Raw genomic sequence first — 16,232 nt, forward strand, 5'->3', positions numbered from 1 at the left:
TCACGATGCGGATCCTGGTCGTTGACAACTACGACAGCTTCGTGTTCAACCTGGTGCAGTACCTCGGCCAGCTCGGCATCGAGGCCGAGGTGTGGCGCAACGACGACCACCGGCTATCCGATGAGGCCGCCGTCGCCGGCCAATTCGACGGTGTCCTGCTCAGTCCCGGTCCGGGTACCCCGGAGCGCGCGGGCGCGTCGGTGAGTATGGTGCACGCGTGTGCGGCAGCACACACCCCTTTGCTGGGGGTCTGCCTTGGGCACCAAGCCATCGGCGTTGCGTTCGGCGCCACCGTGGACCGTGCGCCCGAGCTATTGCACGGCAAGACCAGCAGCGTATTCCACACCAATGTCGGTGTGCTACAAGGGCTTCCGGATCCCTTCACGGCCACTCGATACCATTCGTTGACAATTCTGCCTAAGTCGCTGCCAGCGGTGCTGAGGGTCACGGCCCGCACTAGCAGCGGTGTGATCATGGCCGTGCAGCACACCGGGCTGCCGATCCACGGTGTCCAGTTCCATCCGGAGTCGATTCTCACCGAGGGCGGGCACCGCATACTGGCCAACTGGCTCACCTGCTGCGGATGGACGCAAGACGACACCCTGGTACGTCGGCTGGAAAACGAAGTGCTCACCGCCATCTCACCGCACTTCCCAACTTCAACCGCTAGCGCGGGCGAAGCTACTGGCCGAACCTCAGCGTGATGATGCCGTCCCGGTTGACGCCGGTCCCCGCCGGCGGGTTTTGATAGACGACCCGGTTGTGTTGGGAGCCACCGGCGTCGACGTCGGCCCCTTTGTCGAGCATCCCGGTCCAGCCCAGCGCGCGCAATCGTGGTTCGGCGTCGACCCAGAACATGCCGGATAGGTCGGGCATGACGAATTGGTTGCCCTTGGACACCTGTAGTTCGATGACTGAATCGACCGGAACTGTGGTGCCTGCGGGTGGATTGGTGCCGGTCACCTCGCCGGCGGGACGGGGGCTGTCCACCGAGGCCTGACTGAATTTGGTGAAGCCGTAGACGTTGAGGTTCTTCTGCGCCACGTCGACGGTCTGGCCCGCGACATCGGGAATGTCTTTGGTCGCCGGACCAGAGCCAACGATGATGATGACCACATTGGTGATGGCCGACGTCTGGTTGGCTGGCGGGTTGGTCCCGATGACCTTGCCCACCAGTTCCGGGGTGGACGGCGAATTCGCTTCCTTGAAGCGGCCGAATCCGGCGGCAGTCAGTTTCTTGACCGCTTCGGCGTATGTCAGCGTGGAGACGTCGGGTATTTCGCGTTGCTCGGGTCCGGTGGACACGTTGACTGTGATCTCGTCGCCTGCACTCACCGACGTGTTGGCGGCCGGGTCGGTGCCGATAACGTGGTCCGGTGGGATTGTCGAGTCCGGCTTCTGCAAGGTGCGGATTTTGAAGCCCCGGTTTTGCAGTGTGGCGATGGCGTCGGCGGAGGATTGACCCCGAACGTCGGGAACTTGAACGTCGCGGGTGATGCCGCCGAACGTGTTGATGGCGATGGTTACCACGACGGTCAGCACAGCGAGCACGGCGACCACCGCAACCCAACGGCCCACCGAACCGATGCTGCGGTCACGGTCGGTGTCGTCTAAGTCCTGGCGTGGTAGCGGATCGGTGCGCGGACCGCTAAGGTTGCCGGCCGCAGACGACAGCAGCGAGGTCCGCTCGGCATCGGTGAGCACTTTGGGCGCCTCGGGCGGCTCACCGTTGTGCACGCGGACCAGGTCGGCGCGCATCTCCGCCGCTGTCTGATAGCGGTTTTCCGGATTTTTGGCCAGCGCCTTGAGAACGACGGCGTCCAGGTCGGCGGAGAGGCCTTCGTGCCGCGCCGAAGGTGGGATCGGGTCTTCGCGCACATGTTGGTAGGCAACCGAGACGGGTGAGTCGCCGGTGAAAGGTGGCTCCCCGGTGAGGACTTCATAAAGAACACAGCCCAAGGAATAGACATCGGATCGGGCGTCGACGGAATCACCCCGGGCCTGTTCGGGTGACAGGTACTGCGCCGTGCCGATCACTGCTGCGGTCTGGGTCACGCTGTTGCCGCTGTCGGCAATGGCGCGGGCGATGCCGAAATCCATCACCTTTACTGCATTGGTCGCGCTGATCATGATGTTCGCCGGCTTGACGTCACGGTGGATGATTCCGTTCTGATGACTGAAGTTCAGCGCTTGGCAGGCGTCGGCGATGACCTCGATGGCGCGTTTGGGCGTCATCGGCCCTTCGGTGTGGACAATGTCGCGCAGGGTAACGCCGTCGACGTATTCCATGACGATGTAGGGCAATGGCCCGGCGGGCGTTTCGGCTTCACCGGTGTCGTAGACCGCGACGATTGCAGGGTGGTTCAATGCCGCGGCGTTTTGCGCCTCACGCCGGAAGCGAAGGTAAAAACTGGGATCGCGGGCTAGATCAGCGCGCAGCACCTTGACCGCAACGTCGCGGTGCAACCGGAGGTCGCGGGCCAGGTGGACCTCGGACATGCCCCCAAATCCAAGGATTTCGCCAAGTTCGTAGCGGTCGGACAGGTGGGAAGGGGTGGTCATTGCGCTATCTCGTATCGGGCCAGCGACGCGCGCGAATGCGGTGTCGGCGGGACAACCCAGCTTTGCAGTCCAGAATGACGTGTTTCCCCGCGTTCCGTCCAATTGAGTCGCGGGCTAGCATCAGTCCCGCCAGTGTTGCTGGCCGGAGGGTTCCCGGTGGTGGTCACGGTCGGCGTCGGTGCCTGCTGCGGGCTGTTGTCCCCGGGCGCTTTGATGACGAGCAGCACGGCGATGATGATTGCCAGCGCCCCCAGCACCCCCGCGGCCCAGAGCAGCGCACGCTGACCGGACGAAAACGTGCGCCGCGGCGGCCGGTGACCACCCGTGGCCGGGCGGGATCGACGGGATGCCGCAGTCCGGCCAGCAGAGTTGGCCGCGACCCTGGCTGTCGTACCCGACGGAATGGCCGCCGGGGCGGCCCGGCCAGGGGGGGGTGTCTGGCTGGGCCGCGGGGGCCGGCGGCCGGCGCGCACCGCTGCCACCGCGTCGGCGAACGGTCCCCCACTGCGATAGCGCATCGCGGGGTTCTTCACCAGAGTTATCTCGATGAGTTCTCGCACATTGGGCGGCAGGTCGGGAGGCAGCGGCGGCGGCGGCTCCTTGATGTGCTTCATTGCCACGGTCAGGGCACCATCGCCGGCGAACGGCCGTTTACCCGAAACCGCTTCATACCCAACAACTCCCAGTGAATAGACGTCGCTGGCCGGGCTGGCGTCGTGACCGAGGGCCTGCTCCGGCGCGATGTATTGGGCGGTGCCCATCACCATGCCGGTCTGGGTCACGGGCGCTGCATCGACGGCTTTGGCGATGCCGAAGTCGGTGATCTTCACCTGCCCGGTGGGGGTGATCAAGATGTTGCCCGGTTTGACGTCGCGGTGCACCAGGCCAGCGGCATGCGCGATCTGCAGAGCGCGGCCGGTCTGCTCGAGCATGTCCAGTGCGTGCCGCAACGACAGCCGGCCGGTGCGTTTGAGCACCGAATTTAGTGGCTCGCCGTTGACCAGCTCCATCACCAGGTAGGCCGTGCGACCCTCCCCGTTCATCTGGCTTTCGCCGTAGTCGTGCACGCTGGCGATGCCCGGATGGTTCAGCATCGCGGTGGTGCGCGCTTCGGCCCGGAACCGTTCGATGAACTCCGGATCGGAGGAGAACTCGCTCTTGAGCACCTTCACCGCAACACGCCGGCCCAACCGGTTATCCACGGCCTCCCAGACTTGGCCCATACCACCGGTGGCGATGAGGCGCTGCAGGCGGTATCTGCCCGACAGCGTCACGCCAACTCGGGGGCTCATGGTTCCCCCTGCAGTGCGGCTTCGATCACCGCCCGCCCGATCGGTGCCGCGAGGGCACCTCCGGTGGCGGACAGCCGATCAGCCCCGTTCTCCACCAGCACGGCAACAGCCACCTTGGGCGCTTGTGCGGGCGCAAAGGCGATGTACCAAGCGTGCGGTGGAGTGTGACGAGGGTCGGTGCCATGTTCGGCGGTGCCCGTCTTGGATGCGATCTGCACGCCGGGGATTGCCCCTTTCTGCTGTGCGACTTTCTCGGCGCCGACCATCAGCTCTGTTAGCTTAGCGGCGACCTGCGGTGACACCGCGCGGCGCTGCTGGTATCCGACGGTGGTTGAGATATTGGCTAGGTCCGGTCCCTTGAGGCTGCCGACTAGATAAGGCCTCATCGTAATGCCGCCGTTTGCGATGGTCGCGGCTATTTCTGCGTTCGCTAGCGGGGTCAGCGCAACGTCCTTTTGGCCGATACTGGTCATCCCTAGTGCGGCGCTGTCCGGGATAGGCCCGACGGTTGATTCCGCCACTTGCAGCGGAGTTGGGCGCGGTGGGCTATCGAGACCGAACGCGCGCGCCATGCTGCGCAGGGCGTCGGCGCCGGTGCGGATGCCCAGCTGGACGAATGCGGTGTTGCATGATTTGACGAATGCCTCACGCAGCGACACGGTGGGTTCGTCCCCGCACGGCGCACCGCCGTAGTTCTCTAGCTGGGCGGTGCTGCCTGGCAACGGAATTGTGGGCGCCGCAGTCAGCTGTTCGGTCTCGGTGGCCCCGGCGGCCAGCGCGGCCGCAGTGGTGATCACTTTGAAAGTCGAACCCGGTGGATACGTCTCAGAGATGGCACGGTTGGTCAGTGGAGAGGCGGGATTGTCGCCAAGCCGCTGCCAGGCTTGCGCCTGCACCTCGGGGTTATGCGACGCCAGCAGGTTGGGGTCGTAGGACGGAGAAGACACCAACGCCAAAATCTTGCCGGTTGATGGCTCAAGGGCGACCACCGCTCCCTTACAGGGCCCGTAGCAGCCTTGCTGCATCGCGTCCCAGCCGGCTTGCTGAATGCGCGGGTTGATCGTGGTATCGACATTACCGCCGCGTGGGTCGCGACCGGTGAAGAAGTCGGCCAGCCGGCGGCCGAACAGACGGCGGTCGGACCCGTTCAATATCGGGTCCTCGGCTCGTTCTAGGGCGGTGCTGGAATAGCGCAGGGAGTAGAAGCCGGTAACCGGCGCGTACACCTCAGGATTGGGATAGACCCGCAGGAAACGAAAGCGGCCGTCGGTGGCTACCGAGTACGCCAGCAGTTGGCCACCAGCGGTGATCTGGCCGCGCTGCCGTGAATACTCGTCGAGCAACACTCGCTGGTTGCGGGGATCGGCACGCAGCCCGTCGGCGGTGAAGACCTGCGTCATGGTCGCGTTGAGCAGTAGCAACACGATCAACGCCATCACGGTCACCGATATTCGGCGCAGAGAGGCGTTCATACGCGTTCGATGACCTCGGTGCCGGCCGCCGTAATCGGCGACTTATTTCGTGGGCGGGTGCGCAGTGGGCGGCGGGCTCCGTGCGAGATGCGTGCCAGGATGGCCAGCAATATGTAGTTGGCCAGCAGTGAAGACCCGCCGTAGGACATCCACGGTGTGGTCAACCCGGTCAGCGGAATGAGTCGGGTCACACCGCCGACGACGATGAACAGCTGAATGGCTAGCGTCGATGAGAGGCCGGCGGCCAGCAGCTTGCCGAAGCTATCGCGGGTGGCGATGGCCGTGCGCAAACCCCGGATGATCACGATGCTGTAGAGCATCAGGATGGCCGTCAAGCCCACCAACCCAAGCTCTTCGCCGAACGCGGCGATGATGAAATCGGTGGATGCCGCGGGCACGGTGTCGGGTTGACCATTACCGAGCCCGGTGCCGAAGATACCGCCTGTAGCGAAGCTGAAAAGCGACTGCACGATCTGATATCCGGTGCCGTCTGGATCTGCGAACGGATCCAGCCAGGTCTGTACGCGGAGCCGGACGTGCTCAAAAATGAAGTACGCCACCAAGGTTCCTGCCGCGAACAGAGTCAGGCCGATGACGACCCAACTGAACCGCTGGGTGGCGAGGTAAACCACCACCAGAAACGATGTGTACAGCAGCAGCGAAGCGCCGAGGTCTTTCTCGAAGACCATCACACCCACCGAGATGACCCAGGCTGCCAACAGTGGCGCGAGGTCTCGCGGGCGCGGCAGGGTCATTCCGAGCAAATGTTTGCCGGCGCTGGTGAACAGGCCGCGTTTGGCCACCAGTACCGCCGAAAAGAAGATCAGCAGCAGAATCTTTGAAAATTCGGCGGGTTGAATCGAGAAGCCGGGCAACCGGATCCAGATCTTGGCGCCGTTCTGTTCGGACAGTGCTGCCGGGAGCAGCGCGGGAACTGCCAAGAAAACCAGACCCGCGAGCCCGCAAATGTAGCCGTAGCGTGCGAGCTGTCGGTGGTCCTTGAGGAAGGTCACCACGAGCGCGAAGGCAGCTACGCCCACCAGCGTCCACAGCATCTGCTGGTTTGCGCTGGGGTGCCGATGCTCGCCGATCTCGTTGTCCACCAGATCGAGGCGGTGGATCATTACCAGGCCAAGTCCGTTGAGCAGTGCCACCACCGGGAGCAACAGCGGGTCAGTGTAGGGGGCGAAGCGCCGGATGGCCAGATGCGCGGATCCGAACAGGGTCAGGAAGGCCAGTCCGTAGCTAGTCAAGTCCCAGGGCACCCCCTGGTCTTGATTGGCCTGCACGACCAGCAGTGCGGCAAACGTGATTACGGCGGCAAAGCACAGCAGCAGCAGTTCAGCGTTGCGCCGAGTCGGCAACGGGGGCGTTACGGCCACCGGCGCTTGCAGTCGTGTCGTCATGCCGCCGCCCGGCAGTCGATGCCCGGCTGAGGCGGGGGTGGCGGAAGTGCGGCCATCGTCGGCGAGCTGGTGACGGGCCAAGGCGTCGGCGGCGACGCGGGCGCTGCCGGGGAGGCACTCGTGGGGATGGCAGGAGTAGTTCCGGTGGGGGCCGACGCGGAGGTGGTGGGTGATGGAGCGGCTGGCGAGGAGGTGACGTTTGGTTCGGTTGTCTCGCTGGTGGTGGGTGGGGCCGGGCGCCCGGGCGGGGACGTGGCACGCGGCGCCGGGCAAGGCGGCAGCAGGGAGTTGGCCGCCAGTTCGCGCAACTGCCCGATGGCGTCATCGAGAGTGCCGGCCGGGAGACCGGCCCGAACCTGTGCGCGCTCCGGCGGTCGCAGATCCTCCAGTTTCATCAGATGGCAGTCGAGAGGGCCCCCAGACTGTCCGTAGCTGATCTGCGACAGCTCGTTACGCGGGCTGAGGCAGCCCATCAGGTAAGGCTGGTGCAGGGACATGCCCAGTAGCGACCCTTGAATCCCCCGCATGATGGACACGCTGCCGGCGTAGTCCGCTACGTAGTAGTTGCTGCGGATGATCGCGCGACCAATGAGCAGGCCCGCAGTCATCAGCACGGTCACCAGTGCGACAACGAATGCTAGCCGTCGGCCCGACCACCGTGGCCGACTGAATGTATCGGCCTGTGGCGGAACGCGTTTAACGATCTCCTTGCGCTGGCTGATGGCAGAGGCCCGGCCGGCGGCGGTGTTGGGCAGGGTCAGTTGGTCGTCGTCGCCTGAGACCGCCCCGGCCAGAATCGGTTGGGTCTGGCCGTAGTCGTAGTCGACGACGTCGGCGACGACGACAGTGACGTTGTCGGGGCCGCCGCCGCGCAGCGCCAGTTCAATGAGGCGGTGAGCGCTCTCGGCAACCTCGGGGATCTGCAGGGCCTCGAGGATAGTTTCATCGCTAACCGGATCGGACAACCCGTCCGAGCACAGCAGGTAACGATCACCGGCGCGGGCTTCTCGCATGGTCAGCGTCGGTTCGACCTCATGGCCGGTCAACGCCCGCATGATCAACGAGCGTTGCGGGTGGCTGTGCGCCTCCTCCGGGGTGATCCGGCCTTCGTCGACCAGCGTTTGGACAAACGTGTCGTCCTTGGTGATCTGCGTCAGCTCACCGTCGCGCAGCAGGTAACCGCGCGAGTCACCGATATGCACCAGGCCGAGCCGGTTGCCCGCGAACAGGATTGCGGTGAGCGTGGTACCCATGCCTTCGAGATCGGGCTCCATCTCGACTTGCGCTGCGATAGCCGAGTTGCCGGCGCGCACCGCGGCAGCCAGCTTGGCCAGCAGATCGCCACCGGGCTCGTCGTCATCGAGATGGGCCAATGCGGCAATCACCAACTGGGACGCCACCTCGCCGGCCGCATGCCCACCCATGCCGTCGGCCAGGGCCAATAGCCGTGCCCCAGCGTAGACCGAGTCTTCGTTGTTGGCGCGTACCAAGCCGCGATCGCTGCGCGCCGCGTATCGCAGGACCAGGGTCACGAGCGCCACTCTCCCCCGCAAGCGGGTGGGGGTACCCCCCACTTGTGGGGGCGCGCCCCCACCGCTTCTCTGCGCTCTGCATCGTCGCCAGCGCGGGTCACGGGCGCAACTCGATTGCAGTTTTGCCGATGCGAACCGGCGTTCCGATCGGAACTCGTACCGCAGTCGTCACCTTCGCCCTGTCCAGGTAAGTGCCGTTGGTCGATCCTAGATCTTCGACGTACCACTCGGAGCCGCGCATAGACAGCCGAGCGTGCCGCGTCGAGGCGTAGTCGTCGGTCAGCACCAGGGTCGAGTCGTCGGCGCGCCCGATCAACACCGGCTGTTCGCTCAGCGTGATACGCGCGCCAGTCAACGCACCTTCGGTCACCACCAGGTAGCGTGCAGCGTGCCGGCGCTGACGCGCGCCTAAGAGCGTCCCTCGCAGCGCCAGGCCGCGGCGCATCATGACCGCGCCGGTCGGCGCATAAATGTCGGTCTTCAAGATCCGTAGCACGGACCAGATGAATACCCACAACAACATCAAGAATCCGGCACGCGTCAGTTGCAGTACCAACCCCTGCATCTGGCGTCCTTTCCGTCCTGCACCGTCTGCTCCGGCCCCGCGCTGCCGAGCACGTCAGCAAAGTCACGATACTTTGACGGTGGTCGGCGCGGGTCAACCCCGGCAGCTTCGAGCCCAGTAGGTTCAGTGCATGCGGACGATGATCTCGGAGTGTCCCAAGCGGATCACATCACCGTCGGCCAACTGCCACTCCTGTACCGGTGCATTGTTAACAGTGGTGCCGTTGGTGGAGTTCAGGTCTGCGAGCAATGCGACCTGCCCGTCCCACCGGATCTCCAAGTGACGGCGTGACACACCGGTGTCGGGCAGCCGGAACTGGGCGTCCTGTCCGCGACCGATGATGTTGGAGCCCTCGCGGAGCTGGTAAGTGCGTCCGCTGCCGTCGTCGAGCTGCAGCGTAACCGACGTTCCGGCGGACCCATAGCCGCCCTGCCCGTAACCGCTGTAGCCACCGGGCGCTGGCTGACCGTAGTCCGGAGCGCCTGATTGGCCGTAGTCGTAGTCTCGGCCGGCGGGTTCGGCGTACCCGCCACCCTGAGGAGCGTATCCCGGGACCCGCGGGGATTCGGTGTAGCGGGTGTAGTCAGCGCCGCCGCCATAGTCTTGCCGGCCGTATGTCGTGGCGCCTTGCTGGTAGCCCTGGTCGTAACCGCCTTGGTCGGGGTAAGCCGGTCGTTGCTCGGGCGGGCCCGGAGGGCCAGAGGGCACATAGCTGCCCTCCTCGTGGCGAGCCGGGCCACGCCCGTACTCCCCGTACCCGCCGTAGCCGGGCTGGCCGCCACCGGGTGAAGGGCCGTAGCCGCCGCTTTGGCGATAGCCCTGGTCGTAGCCGGGAGCGCCGTAGCCGGCAGCCGGGCCGGGAGAAACAGGAGGGCGTTGCTCGTAGGGCGGCGGATAGCCCCCCTGCCCTTGGTCGGGGTAGCCTCGACCCTGGTCCTGGTACCCGCGCTGGTCGGGGTAGCCGCGTTGCTCGGGGTAACCGCCCTGGTCGGGGTACCCGATTTGCTCGGGGTAGTCGCCCTGGTCCGGGTGGCGCGGGCGTGGGTAGCCCGGCTGGGGCGGGTAGCCGCCCGTCTCGGGTGGATACCCCCCGCGGGGGTCAGATCCGCCTTGCGGATCCGGGCCACCACGCGGATCCTCTTGCGGACGCGCATAGCGGTCGTCGTAATACTCGTCGGGACGCCCCTGCCCCTGACCGCCACGGTAGCTCGAATTGTCACTCATTGGTGCTACTCCTGGTTCTGCGCCAAACGCGTGGTTTGATTGTGGCCGGGCGCAATCGATGACCGGCGGGTGGGTCTCAACGTCGGGGTTAACAGTGCCGCGGGCGCGGAACTGGCCGGTATGCAGGTTCGACGACTGCTCGAATCGGACGACCACATCACCATACGTTTGCCACCCCTGTTCTTGGATATAGTCCGCCAAGTCCCGAGCAAAACCGGTTGACTTCAGCTCAGGATCAGCGCCCAACTTCTCAAAGTCGTGCACACCGAGGGTAATGATGTATTCGTTGGGCGCCAAAAGGCGATTTCCCTGCAGCGACTGGATGCCGTCGGCCGCCTCGCGGCGCAGCAGGGCTTCGACCTCTTGCGGGACGATCGAGCCTCCAAAGATGCGGGCAAACGCATCGCCAACCGTCTGCTCGAGTTTGCGCTCAACGCGCTGAACCAGCCTTTTCTGGCTACCCATCTTTCAGCGCTCGCCTCACTGTTCTGGTGCATCGTCGGCGCAAGGCAAACGACTCGCCTGTATGTCGTGTCAATCAATCATGGTATCGGGACAGTGTGAGCGAGCGGAAAGGGCCGGCCACGCCCACTGAGCCCGCCGGCGCCCCTGGCAGCGGATGGGGCCTGCGGCTACTACAGTGGTATGGTCCTCCGGTTGTTGCGGGCGAGTGGCGGAATGGCAGACGCGCTGGCTTCAGGTGCCAGTGTCCTTCGGGACGTGGGGGTTCAAGTCCCCCTTCGCCCACTGTACTGTGAGACGAGTCGTGACCGACATCGTCGTCGAAACGGCCGCCATGGGCGTGGTTGGAACGGCTAGCGCACGCCCACGGCCAGCCCAGGGCAACCCCGGTATCGACGTGACTATCGCCGGCGCTGTCCGGTTCAGCTCGGTCGCGGCCGCAGCCGGGTGGCGGGGCGCCTCGGTACCCTTTTACACGGCGCGCATCGCGGTCAGCGTCCTCGCCGCTTGTTGCGCCATACCGGTTATCACGTCGGCGGCTGGCAGGACGGCATTGACCAGGCCCGCGGCTTGACCGGCGGTGACATTGGCGATGCTGTAGTCACGCGCAGCAACGGCTCGCCAATATCTGGCCATGGCTTCTTCGCGATGGAGAATGTCGAGTTCGGTGTCCTCGAATTGGTCGGTGAGGGCGTTGCTTAGCACGCTCATCGTGTGTCCTTGCGGCCAGGGATAGCGCCGTAGCTGATCGTAGATAGTGGTGCGGCACATGTCGTCGCCAGTGGCCGCCAGCAGCGGGTCCCGCGCCTGCGGTGTGGATAACGCTTCGACCGTGGCGTAGAAGCGCGTACCGACCAATACCCCGGCGGCGCCCAACATCAACGCGGCGGCAAGGCCCCGGCCGTGGGCGATGCCCCCGGCGGCGATCACCGGGATATCAGTTCCCCGCGCGGTGACCAGGTCGACGATTTCGGGTACCAAGGTCAGGGTGGAACGTGGACCGTGGCCGTGCCCACCGGCCTCGGTGCCCTGAGCCACCAACACATCGGCGCCGACCTGCAGGGCTCGCTCGGCCTGGGTCCGGTTTTGGATCTGGCAGACCAACCGCGTTCCGGCGGACTTGATGGCGTCAGCGAAAACCGCGGGGTCCCCGAACGACAGCATCACCGCCACCGGCTCATACTGCAGCGCGAGGTCGAGCAGCTGCGGTTGGCGGGCCAAAGACCAGGTGATGAACCCGCAGCCCACCGGCGCTCCAGCGGCGAGATCGAACTGCCGGGCCAACCAATCCCGGTCCCCATAGCCGCCCCCGATGAGGCCGAGTCCCCCTGCGCCACTTACCGCGGCAGCCAGCTCACCGCCGGCGATCAAGTCCATTGGCGCGGACACTATCGGATAGTCGATTCCGAACATCTGGCTAAAGGCCGTCGATAGCACCACAACAACCTCCTTGGCGAGCGTCGTGATGACACGCAGATCCTGGCCGATGGTAGGTGATCAGGCGAGCCACTTCTTCGGCGAACTCGCGAGCCGAGCCTGATCACGCTGGGTTTGGCAACTGCCGGGCTTGCCGACCGGGCATCAAGCGGCCGGTTGTGGGCCAACCTGTGCGATCGGCAGGTGCACCACGACCCCGGGCACCGGGGTGACCTCGAGTCCTTCGTTGCGGGCCAGCAGAGCCGCATTGTCCGGGAGCTGCCTGGAATTGATCTCGCCGCCGGCAATCCGACGCAGCACGTCGTGGGCTGCCGCGAGCTGTTCGCGCTTTCGGTACTGGCCGCCGGGAAGCTTGATGCCGGCCCATACGCCGTACTCCACCCGATGCTCGACCGCGTGTTGAGCACACCGGCGCTGCTGTAGGAGCGGGCACCGGCGCAGGCATTGGATCCGCGCTTGGGTGGCCGACCGCTCATAGGCGCGTGCCTTAGCGGCGCCGTCGCTGCCGTCGTCATCGGGGTACCCGAACCATAGTTCCGGGTCGGTTGCGCAGGGGTGTGCCATGTGCCGGCCTCCTTGTTGAACGAAACGTAGGCAAAAGCGTATATGTCTGTGGCGGCTCTGCAAGAGAATCGCGATAAAAACGTATATACATAAGGGGTGGCCGCGGCCGAGTCGTATCCGGGTAGTATCCGGCTTATGGCCGGAGCGTGCGGTGAGCCGTGAGTCGGCCGGCGCGGCCATTCGCGCACTTCGCGAGTCGCGTGACTGGTCCCTCGCGGACCTGGCGGCCGCCACTGGCGTAAGCACCATGGGCCTGAGCTATCTGGAGCGCGGTGCCCGCAAGCCACACAAAAGCACAGTTCAGAAGGTCGAAAATGGCCTCGGCCTGCCGCCTGGCACCTACTCGCGGCTGTTGGTCGCCGCTGATCCCGATGCGGAGCTGGCCCGACTGATCGCCGCACAGCCGTCCAACCCGACGGCTGTCCGCCGCGCCGGTGCGGTCGTCGTGGACCGCCACAGCGATACCGACGTGCTGGAGGGCTACGCCGAAGCACAGCTCGATGCCATCAAATCCGTCATCGACCGATTGCCTGCGACGACCTCCAACGAATACGAGACGTATATTCTCTCTGTGATCGCGCAATGCGTGAAGGCGGAGATGCTGGCCGCCAGCTCCTGGCGGGTGGCGGTGAACGCCGGCGCCGACTCGACCGGCCGGCTCATGGAGCATCTGCGGGCGCTGGAAGCCACGCGCGGCGCGCTACTGGAGCGGATGCCGACAAGCTTGAGCGCCCGGTTCGATCGGGCATGTGCGCAGTCGTCGTTACCGGAGGCGGTCGTGGCCGCGCTAATCGGCGTCGGCGCCGACGAAATGTGGGATATCCGCAATCGGGGCGTCATCCCTGCGGGCGCGCTCCCCCGCGTCCGAGCCTTCGTCGACGCAATCGAGGCAAGTCACGACGCGGATGAGGGGCAGCAGTGAATTACAGCGAGGTCGAGCTGTTGAGTCGCGCTCATCAACTGTTCGCCGGAGACAGTCGGCGACCGGGGTTGGATGCGGGCACCACACCCTACGGGGATCTGCTGTCTCGGGCTGCCGACCTGAATGTGGGTGCGGGCCAGCGCCGGTATCAACTCGCCGTGGACCACAGCCGGGCGGCCTTGCTGTCTGCTGCGCGAACCGATGCCGCGGCCGGGGCCGTCATCACCGGCGCTCAACGGGATCGGGCATGGGCCCGGCGGTCGACCGGAACCGTTCTCGACGAGGCTCGCTCGGATACCACCGTTACTGCGGTTATGCCGATAGCCCAGCGCGAAGCCATACGCCGTCGTGTGGCGCGGCTGCGCGCGCAACGAGCCCATGTGCTGACGGCGCGACGACGGGCACGACGGCACCTGGCGGCGCTGCGTGCGCTGCGGTACCGGGTGGCGCACGGCCCGGGGGTCGCGCTGGCCAAACTTCGGCTGCCGTCGCCGAGCGGTCGCGCCGGCATCGCGGTCCACGCCGCGCTGTCGCGACTTGGCCGTCCCTATGTCTGGGGCGCAACGGGGCCCAACCAGTTCGACTGTTCCGGTTTGGTCCAGTGGGCCTACGCCCAGGCGGGTGTTCACCTGGATCGCACCACCTATCAACAGATCAACGAGGGGATCCCGGTGCCGCGCTCACAGGTCCGGCCGGGCGATCTGGTCTTCCCGCACCCCGGGCACGTGCAGCTGGCGATCGGCAACAATCTGGTCGTCGAGGCGCCCCATGCGGGCGCGTCGGTTCGGGTCAGCTCGCTGGGCAACAACGTGCAGATTCGGCGACCGCTGAGTGGCAGATAATCGCCCAATCAGACGGGCAGGATGAGAAGGTTGAACCATGTCGGAGCAAGCCGGGTCTTCGGTAGCTGTCATCCAGGAGCGCCAGGCTTTGCTGGCAAGGCAACACGACGCCGTGGCCGAAGCCGACCGTGAGTTGGCCGACGTGCTAGCCAGCGCGCATGCGGCCATGCGGGAAAGCGTCCGTCGGCTGGATGCTATCGCGGCCGAACTCGACCGCGCGGTTCCGGATCAGGATCAGCTTGCCGTCGATACGCCCATGGGAGCGCGTGAGTTTCAAACGTTCCTGGTCGCCAAGCAGCGCGAGATCGTAGCGGTCGTCGCCGCCGCCCACGAGCTCGATCGCGCAAAAAGCGCTGTGCTAAAGCGCCTGCGGGCACAGTACACGGAACCGGCCCGTTAGCTGCGGACCGGATACGCTGGACCGGCAGGCGTTGGGTGAATTGTCGGCGACTACACACCTAGGTACTGTCACGCGGCATGGAAGCGCCGGGGACAGGGCCCGCAGTGGGTCGCAGTGGCGTTTGACGCGGCGATGTCCACGCACGAAGATCTCCTTGCCACGATCAGGTACGTCCGCGACCGAACCGGTGACCCAAACGCGTGGCAGACCGGGTTGACACCGACCGAGGTGACCGCGGTGGTCACGTCCACGACACGTTCCGAACAGCTCGATGCCATTTTGCGTAAGATCCGCCAGCGGCATTCGAACCTGTACTATCCAGCACCGCCCGATCGGGAACAAGGAGACGCCGCCCGTGCCATCGCGGATGCGGAAGCAGCTCTGGCACATCAGAATTCGGCTACCGCGCAGCTCGATCTGCAGGTCGTCTCGGCAATTCTGAACGCGCATCTGAAGACTGTCGAGGGTGGCGAATCGCTGCACGAGCTTCAGCAAGAGATCGAAGCCGCGGTACGCATTCGATCCGATCTGGACACTCCGGCCGGCGCGCGTGATTTCCAGCGTTTCTTGATCGGCAAGCTCAAGGATATCCGGGAGGTGGTTGCGACCGCGAGCCTGGACGCTGCGTCGAAATCCGCTCTGATGGCCGCCTGGACATCGCTGTATGACGCATCCAAGGGCGACCGTGGCGATGCCGATGACCGCGGACCGGCGTCGGTCGGCTCGGGCGGCGCGCCCGCACGCGGTGCCGGTCAGCAGCCGGAGTTGCCGACACGAGCCGAACCCGATTGCCTCCTCGACTCGCTGCTGCTCGAGGATCCGGGTTTGCTGGCCGATGACCTACAGGTGCCGGGAGGCACATCCGCGGCAATACCATCAGCGTCGTCGACGCCAAGCCTGCCCAATCTTGGCGGAGCAACGATGCCGGGTGGCGGAGCAACACCGGCCTTGGTCCCCGGTGTGAGCGCGCCGGGTGGGCTTCCGCTCTCCGGCCTGCTGCGCGGCGTGGGTGACGAACCGGAGTTGACGGACTTCGACGAACGGGGACAAGAAGTCAGGGATCCGGCCGATTATGAGCATTCCAACGAACCGGATGAGCGTCGCGCCGACGACCGAGAAGGCGCCGACGAGGACGCCGGGCTGGGCAAGTCAGAATCGCCACCGCAGGCTCCGACGACCGTGACGCTGCCCAACGGTGAGACGGTGACCGCGGCCAGTCCCCAGCTCGCCGCGGCGATCAAGGCGGCGGCCAGCGGCACACCGATCGCAGATGCGTTCCAACAACAGGGAATTGCCATCCCGCTACCGGGAACCGCGGTCGCCAACCCCGTCGACCCCGCCCGGATCTCAGCGGGAGACGTAGGTGTGTTCACCGATCGCCACGCCCTTGCCCTTGGCCCTAGCAAAGCTCTTCTGGACGGCCAGATTCAACACATCTCAGCCGTGCGAGGGCCAAACTTTCTAGGCTGGATACATCCAGCGGCGACCGCGACCGCGCCGGCGAGGACCGAAGCACCGACACCAACCAGGCCGGCGGCCGCTCGATAGGTAC

Annotated in this window: 14 protein-coding genes and 1 tRNA gene; 6 read left to right on the top strand and 9 right to left on the bottom strand. The window is 65.6% G+C overall.

Translation table 11 applies throughout. The annotated features are described in order from the left end of the window. The first annotated feature begins 5 nt into the window (after positions 1-5). Positions 6-704, top strand: a complete 699-nt coding sequence (locus FF952_RS00085) for an aminodeoxychorismate/anthranilate synthase component II (protein WP_003400352.1) — start codon at positions 6-8, stop codon at positions 702-704. On the opposite strand, the gene pknB is transcribed toward FF952_RS00085, so the two are convergent. The 7 genes from pknB to fhaA form a co-directional block, all read right to left on the bottom strand. Next, complete coding sequence (pknB, locus tag FF952_RS00090; RefSeq protein ID WP_003905206.1) at positions 682-2,562, bottom strand: Stk1 family PASTA domain-containing Ser/Thr kinase; 1,881 nt, start codon at positions 2,560-2,562, stop codon at positions 682-684. The genes FF952_RS00085 and pknB overlap by 23 nt on opposite strands. Next, the gene (gene pknA / locus FF952_RS00095; protein WP_003400358.1) at positions 2,559-3,854 is read right to left on the bottom strand and encodes a serine/threonine protein kinase PknA; all 1,296 of its coding nucleotides are present in this window, start codon (positions 3,852-3,854) and stop codon (positions 2,559-2,561) included. The genes pknB and pknA overlap by 4 nt, the downstream gene beginning before the upstream one ends. Then, entirely contained in the window at positions 3,851-5,326 is a 1,476-nt protein-coding gene (gene pbpA, locus FF952_RS00100; RefSeq protein ID WP_003899775.1) for a D,D-transpeptidase PbpA, read from the bottom strand. Before pbpA ends, pknA begins: the two co-directional genes overlap by 4 nt. Continuing rightward, entirely contained in the window at positions 5,323-6,732 is a 1,410-nt protein-coding gene (locus FF952_RS00105) for an FtsW/RodA/SpoVE family cell cycle protein (protein WP_003905207.1), read from the bottom strand. Before FF952_RS00105 ends, pbpA begins: the two co-directional genes overlap by 4 nt. Beyond that, positions 6,729-8,264 carry a serine/threonine phosphatase PstP gene (pstP, locus tag FF952_RS00110; RefSeq protein WP_031653679.1) on the bottom strand — a complete coding sequence of 512 codons (1,536 nt, stop codon included), beginning with the start codon at positions 8,262-8,264 and terminating at the stop codon, positions 6,729-6,731. Before pstP ends, FF952_RS00105 begins: the two co-directional genes overlap by 4 nt. Positions 8,265-8,361: 97 nt before the next feature. Continuing rightward, positions 8,362-8,829 carry an FHA domain-containing protein FhaB/FipA gene (locus FF952_RS00115; RefSeq protein WP_003400373.1) on the bottom strand — a complete coding sequence of 156 codons (468 nt, stop codon included), beginning with the start codon at positions 8,827-8,829 and terminating at the stop codon, positions 8,362-8,364. A gap of 123 nt (positions 8,830-8,952) precedes the next feature. Beyond that, complete coding sequence (fhaA, locus tag FF952_RS00120) at positions 8,953-10,518, bottom strand: cell division-associated protein FhaA (protein WP_003899777.1); 1,566 nt, start codon at positions 10,516-10,518, stop codon at positions 8,953-8,955. Between the two features lie 199 nt (positions 10,519-10,717). Between fhaA and FF952_RS00125 the strand changes: the two genes are divergently transcribed. After that, positions 10,718-10,800 (top strand) — tRNA-Leu (locus tag FF952_RS00125). Positions 10,801-10,986: 186 nt separating this feature from the next. Here FF952_RS00125 and FF952_RS00130 read toward each other — a convergent pair. Beyond that, positions 10,987-11,955, bottom strand: a complete 969-nt coding sequence (locus FF952_RS00130) for an NAD(P)H-dependent flavin oxidoreductase (RefSeq protein WP_003905212.1) — start codon at positions 11,953-11,955, stop codon at positions 10,987-10,989. A gap of 141 nt (positions 11,956-12,096) precedes the next feature. Beyond that, complete coding sequence (gene whiB5 / locus FF952_RS00135) at positions 12,097-12,516, bottom strand: transcriptional regulator WhiB5 (protein WP_003400388.1); 420 nt, start codon at positions 12,514-12,516, stop codon at positions 12,097-12,099. Between the two features lie 151 nt (positions 12,517-12,667). Here whiB5 and FF952_RS00140 point away from each other — a divergent pair, with 151 nt between their 5' ends. From FF952_RS00140 to FF952_RS00155, 4 genes are all read left to right on the top strand, one after another. After that, on the top strand, positions 12,668-13,438 hold the full coding sequence (locus FF952_RS00140) for a helix-turn-helix domain-containing protein (protein WP_003400391.1): 771 nt from the start codon (positions 12,668-12,670) through the stop codon (positions 13,436-13,438). Continuing rightward, complete coding sequence (locus tag FF952_RS00145) at positions 13,435-14,280, top strand: C40 family peptidase (RefSeq protein ID WP_003400393.1); 846 nt, start codon at positions 13,435-13,437, stop codon at positions 14,278-14,280. Before FF952_RS00140 ends, FF952_RS00145 begins: the two co-directional genes overlap by 4 nt. Before the next feature lie 37 nt (positions 14,281-14,317). Further along, on the top strand, positions 14,318-14,680 hold the full coding sequence (locus FF952_RS00150; protein ID WP_003400395.1) for a DUF4226 domain-containing protein: 363 nt from the start codon (positions 14,318-14,320) through the stop codon (positions 14,678-14,680). 132 nt (positions 14,681-14,812) lie between these two features. Continuing rightward, the gene (locus tag FF952_RS00155; protein WP_025990662.1) at positions 14,813-16,228 is read left to right on the top strand and encodes a DUF4226 domain-containing protein; all 1,416 of its coding nucleotides are present in this window, start codon (positions 14,813-14,815) and stop codon (positions 16,226-16,228) included. Positions 16,229-16,232 lie beyond the last annotated feature (4 nt).

The sequence above is a fragment of the Mycobacterium tuberculosis complex sp. N0072 genome, assembly GCF_030323725.1.
Classification (GTDB): Bacteria; Actinomycetota; Actinomycetes; order Mycobacteriales; family Mycobacteriaceae; genus Mycobacterium; species Mycobacterium tuberculosis.

What these genes read in the sequence shown, in the direction of transcription:
- FF952_RS00150 (WP_003400395.1), top strand. Translation starts at nt 14,318, where the DNA reads ATGTCGGAGCAAGCCGGGTCTTCGGTAGCTGTCATCCAGGAGCGCCAG.
- FF952_RS00085 (WP_003400352.1), top strand. Translation starts at nt 6, where the DNA reads ATGCGGATCCTGGTCGTTGACAACTACGACAGCTTCGTGTTCAACCTG.
- whiB5 (WP_003400388.1), bottom strand. Translation starts at nt 12,516, where the DNA reads ATGGCACACCCCTGCGCAACCGACCCGGAACTATGGTTCGGGTACCCC.
- FF952_RS00155 (WP_025990662.1), top strand. Translation starts at nt 14,813, where the DNA reads ATGTCCACGCACGAAGATCTCCTTGCCACGATCAGGTACGTCCGCGAC.
- FF952_RS00115 (WP_003400373.1), bottom strand. Translation starts at nt 8,829, where the DNA reads ATGCAGGGGTTGGTACTGCAACTGACGCGTGCCGGATTCTTGATGTTG.
- FF952_RS00105 (WP_003905207.1), bottom strand. Translation starts at nt 6,732, where the DNA reads ATGACGACACGACTGCAAGCGCCGGTGGCCGTAACGCCCCCGTTGCCG.
- pknB (WP_003905206.1), bottom strand. Translation starts at nt 2,562, where the DNA reads ATGACCACCCCTTCCCACCTGTCCGACCGCTACGAACTTGGCGAAATC.
- fhaA (WP_003899777.1), bottom strand. Translation starts at nt 10,518, where the DNA reads ATGGGTAGCCAGAAAAGGCTGGTTCAGCGCGTTGAGCGCAAACTCGAG.
- pknA (WP_003400358.1), bottom strand. Translation starts at nt 3,854, where the DNA reads ATGAGCCCCCGAGTTGGCGTGACGCTGTCGGGCAGATACCGCCTGCAG.
- pbpA (WP_003899775.1), bottom strand. Translation starts at nt 5,326, where the DNA reads ATGAACGCCTCTCTGCGCCGAATATCGGTGACCGTGATGGCGTTGATC.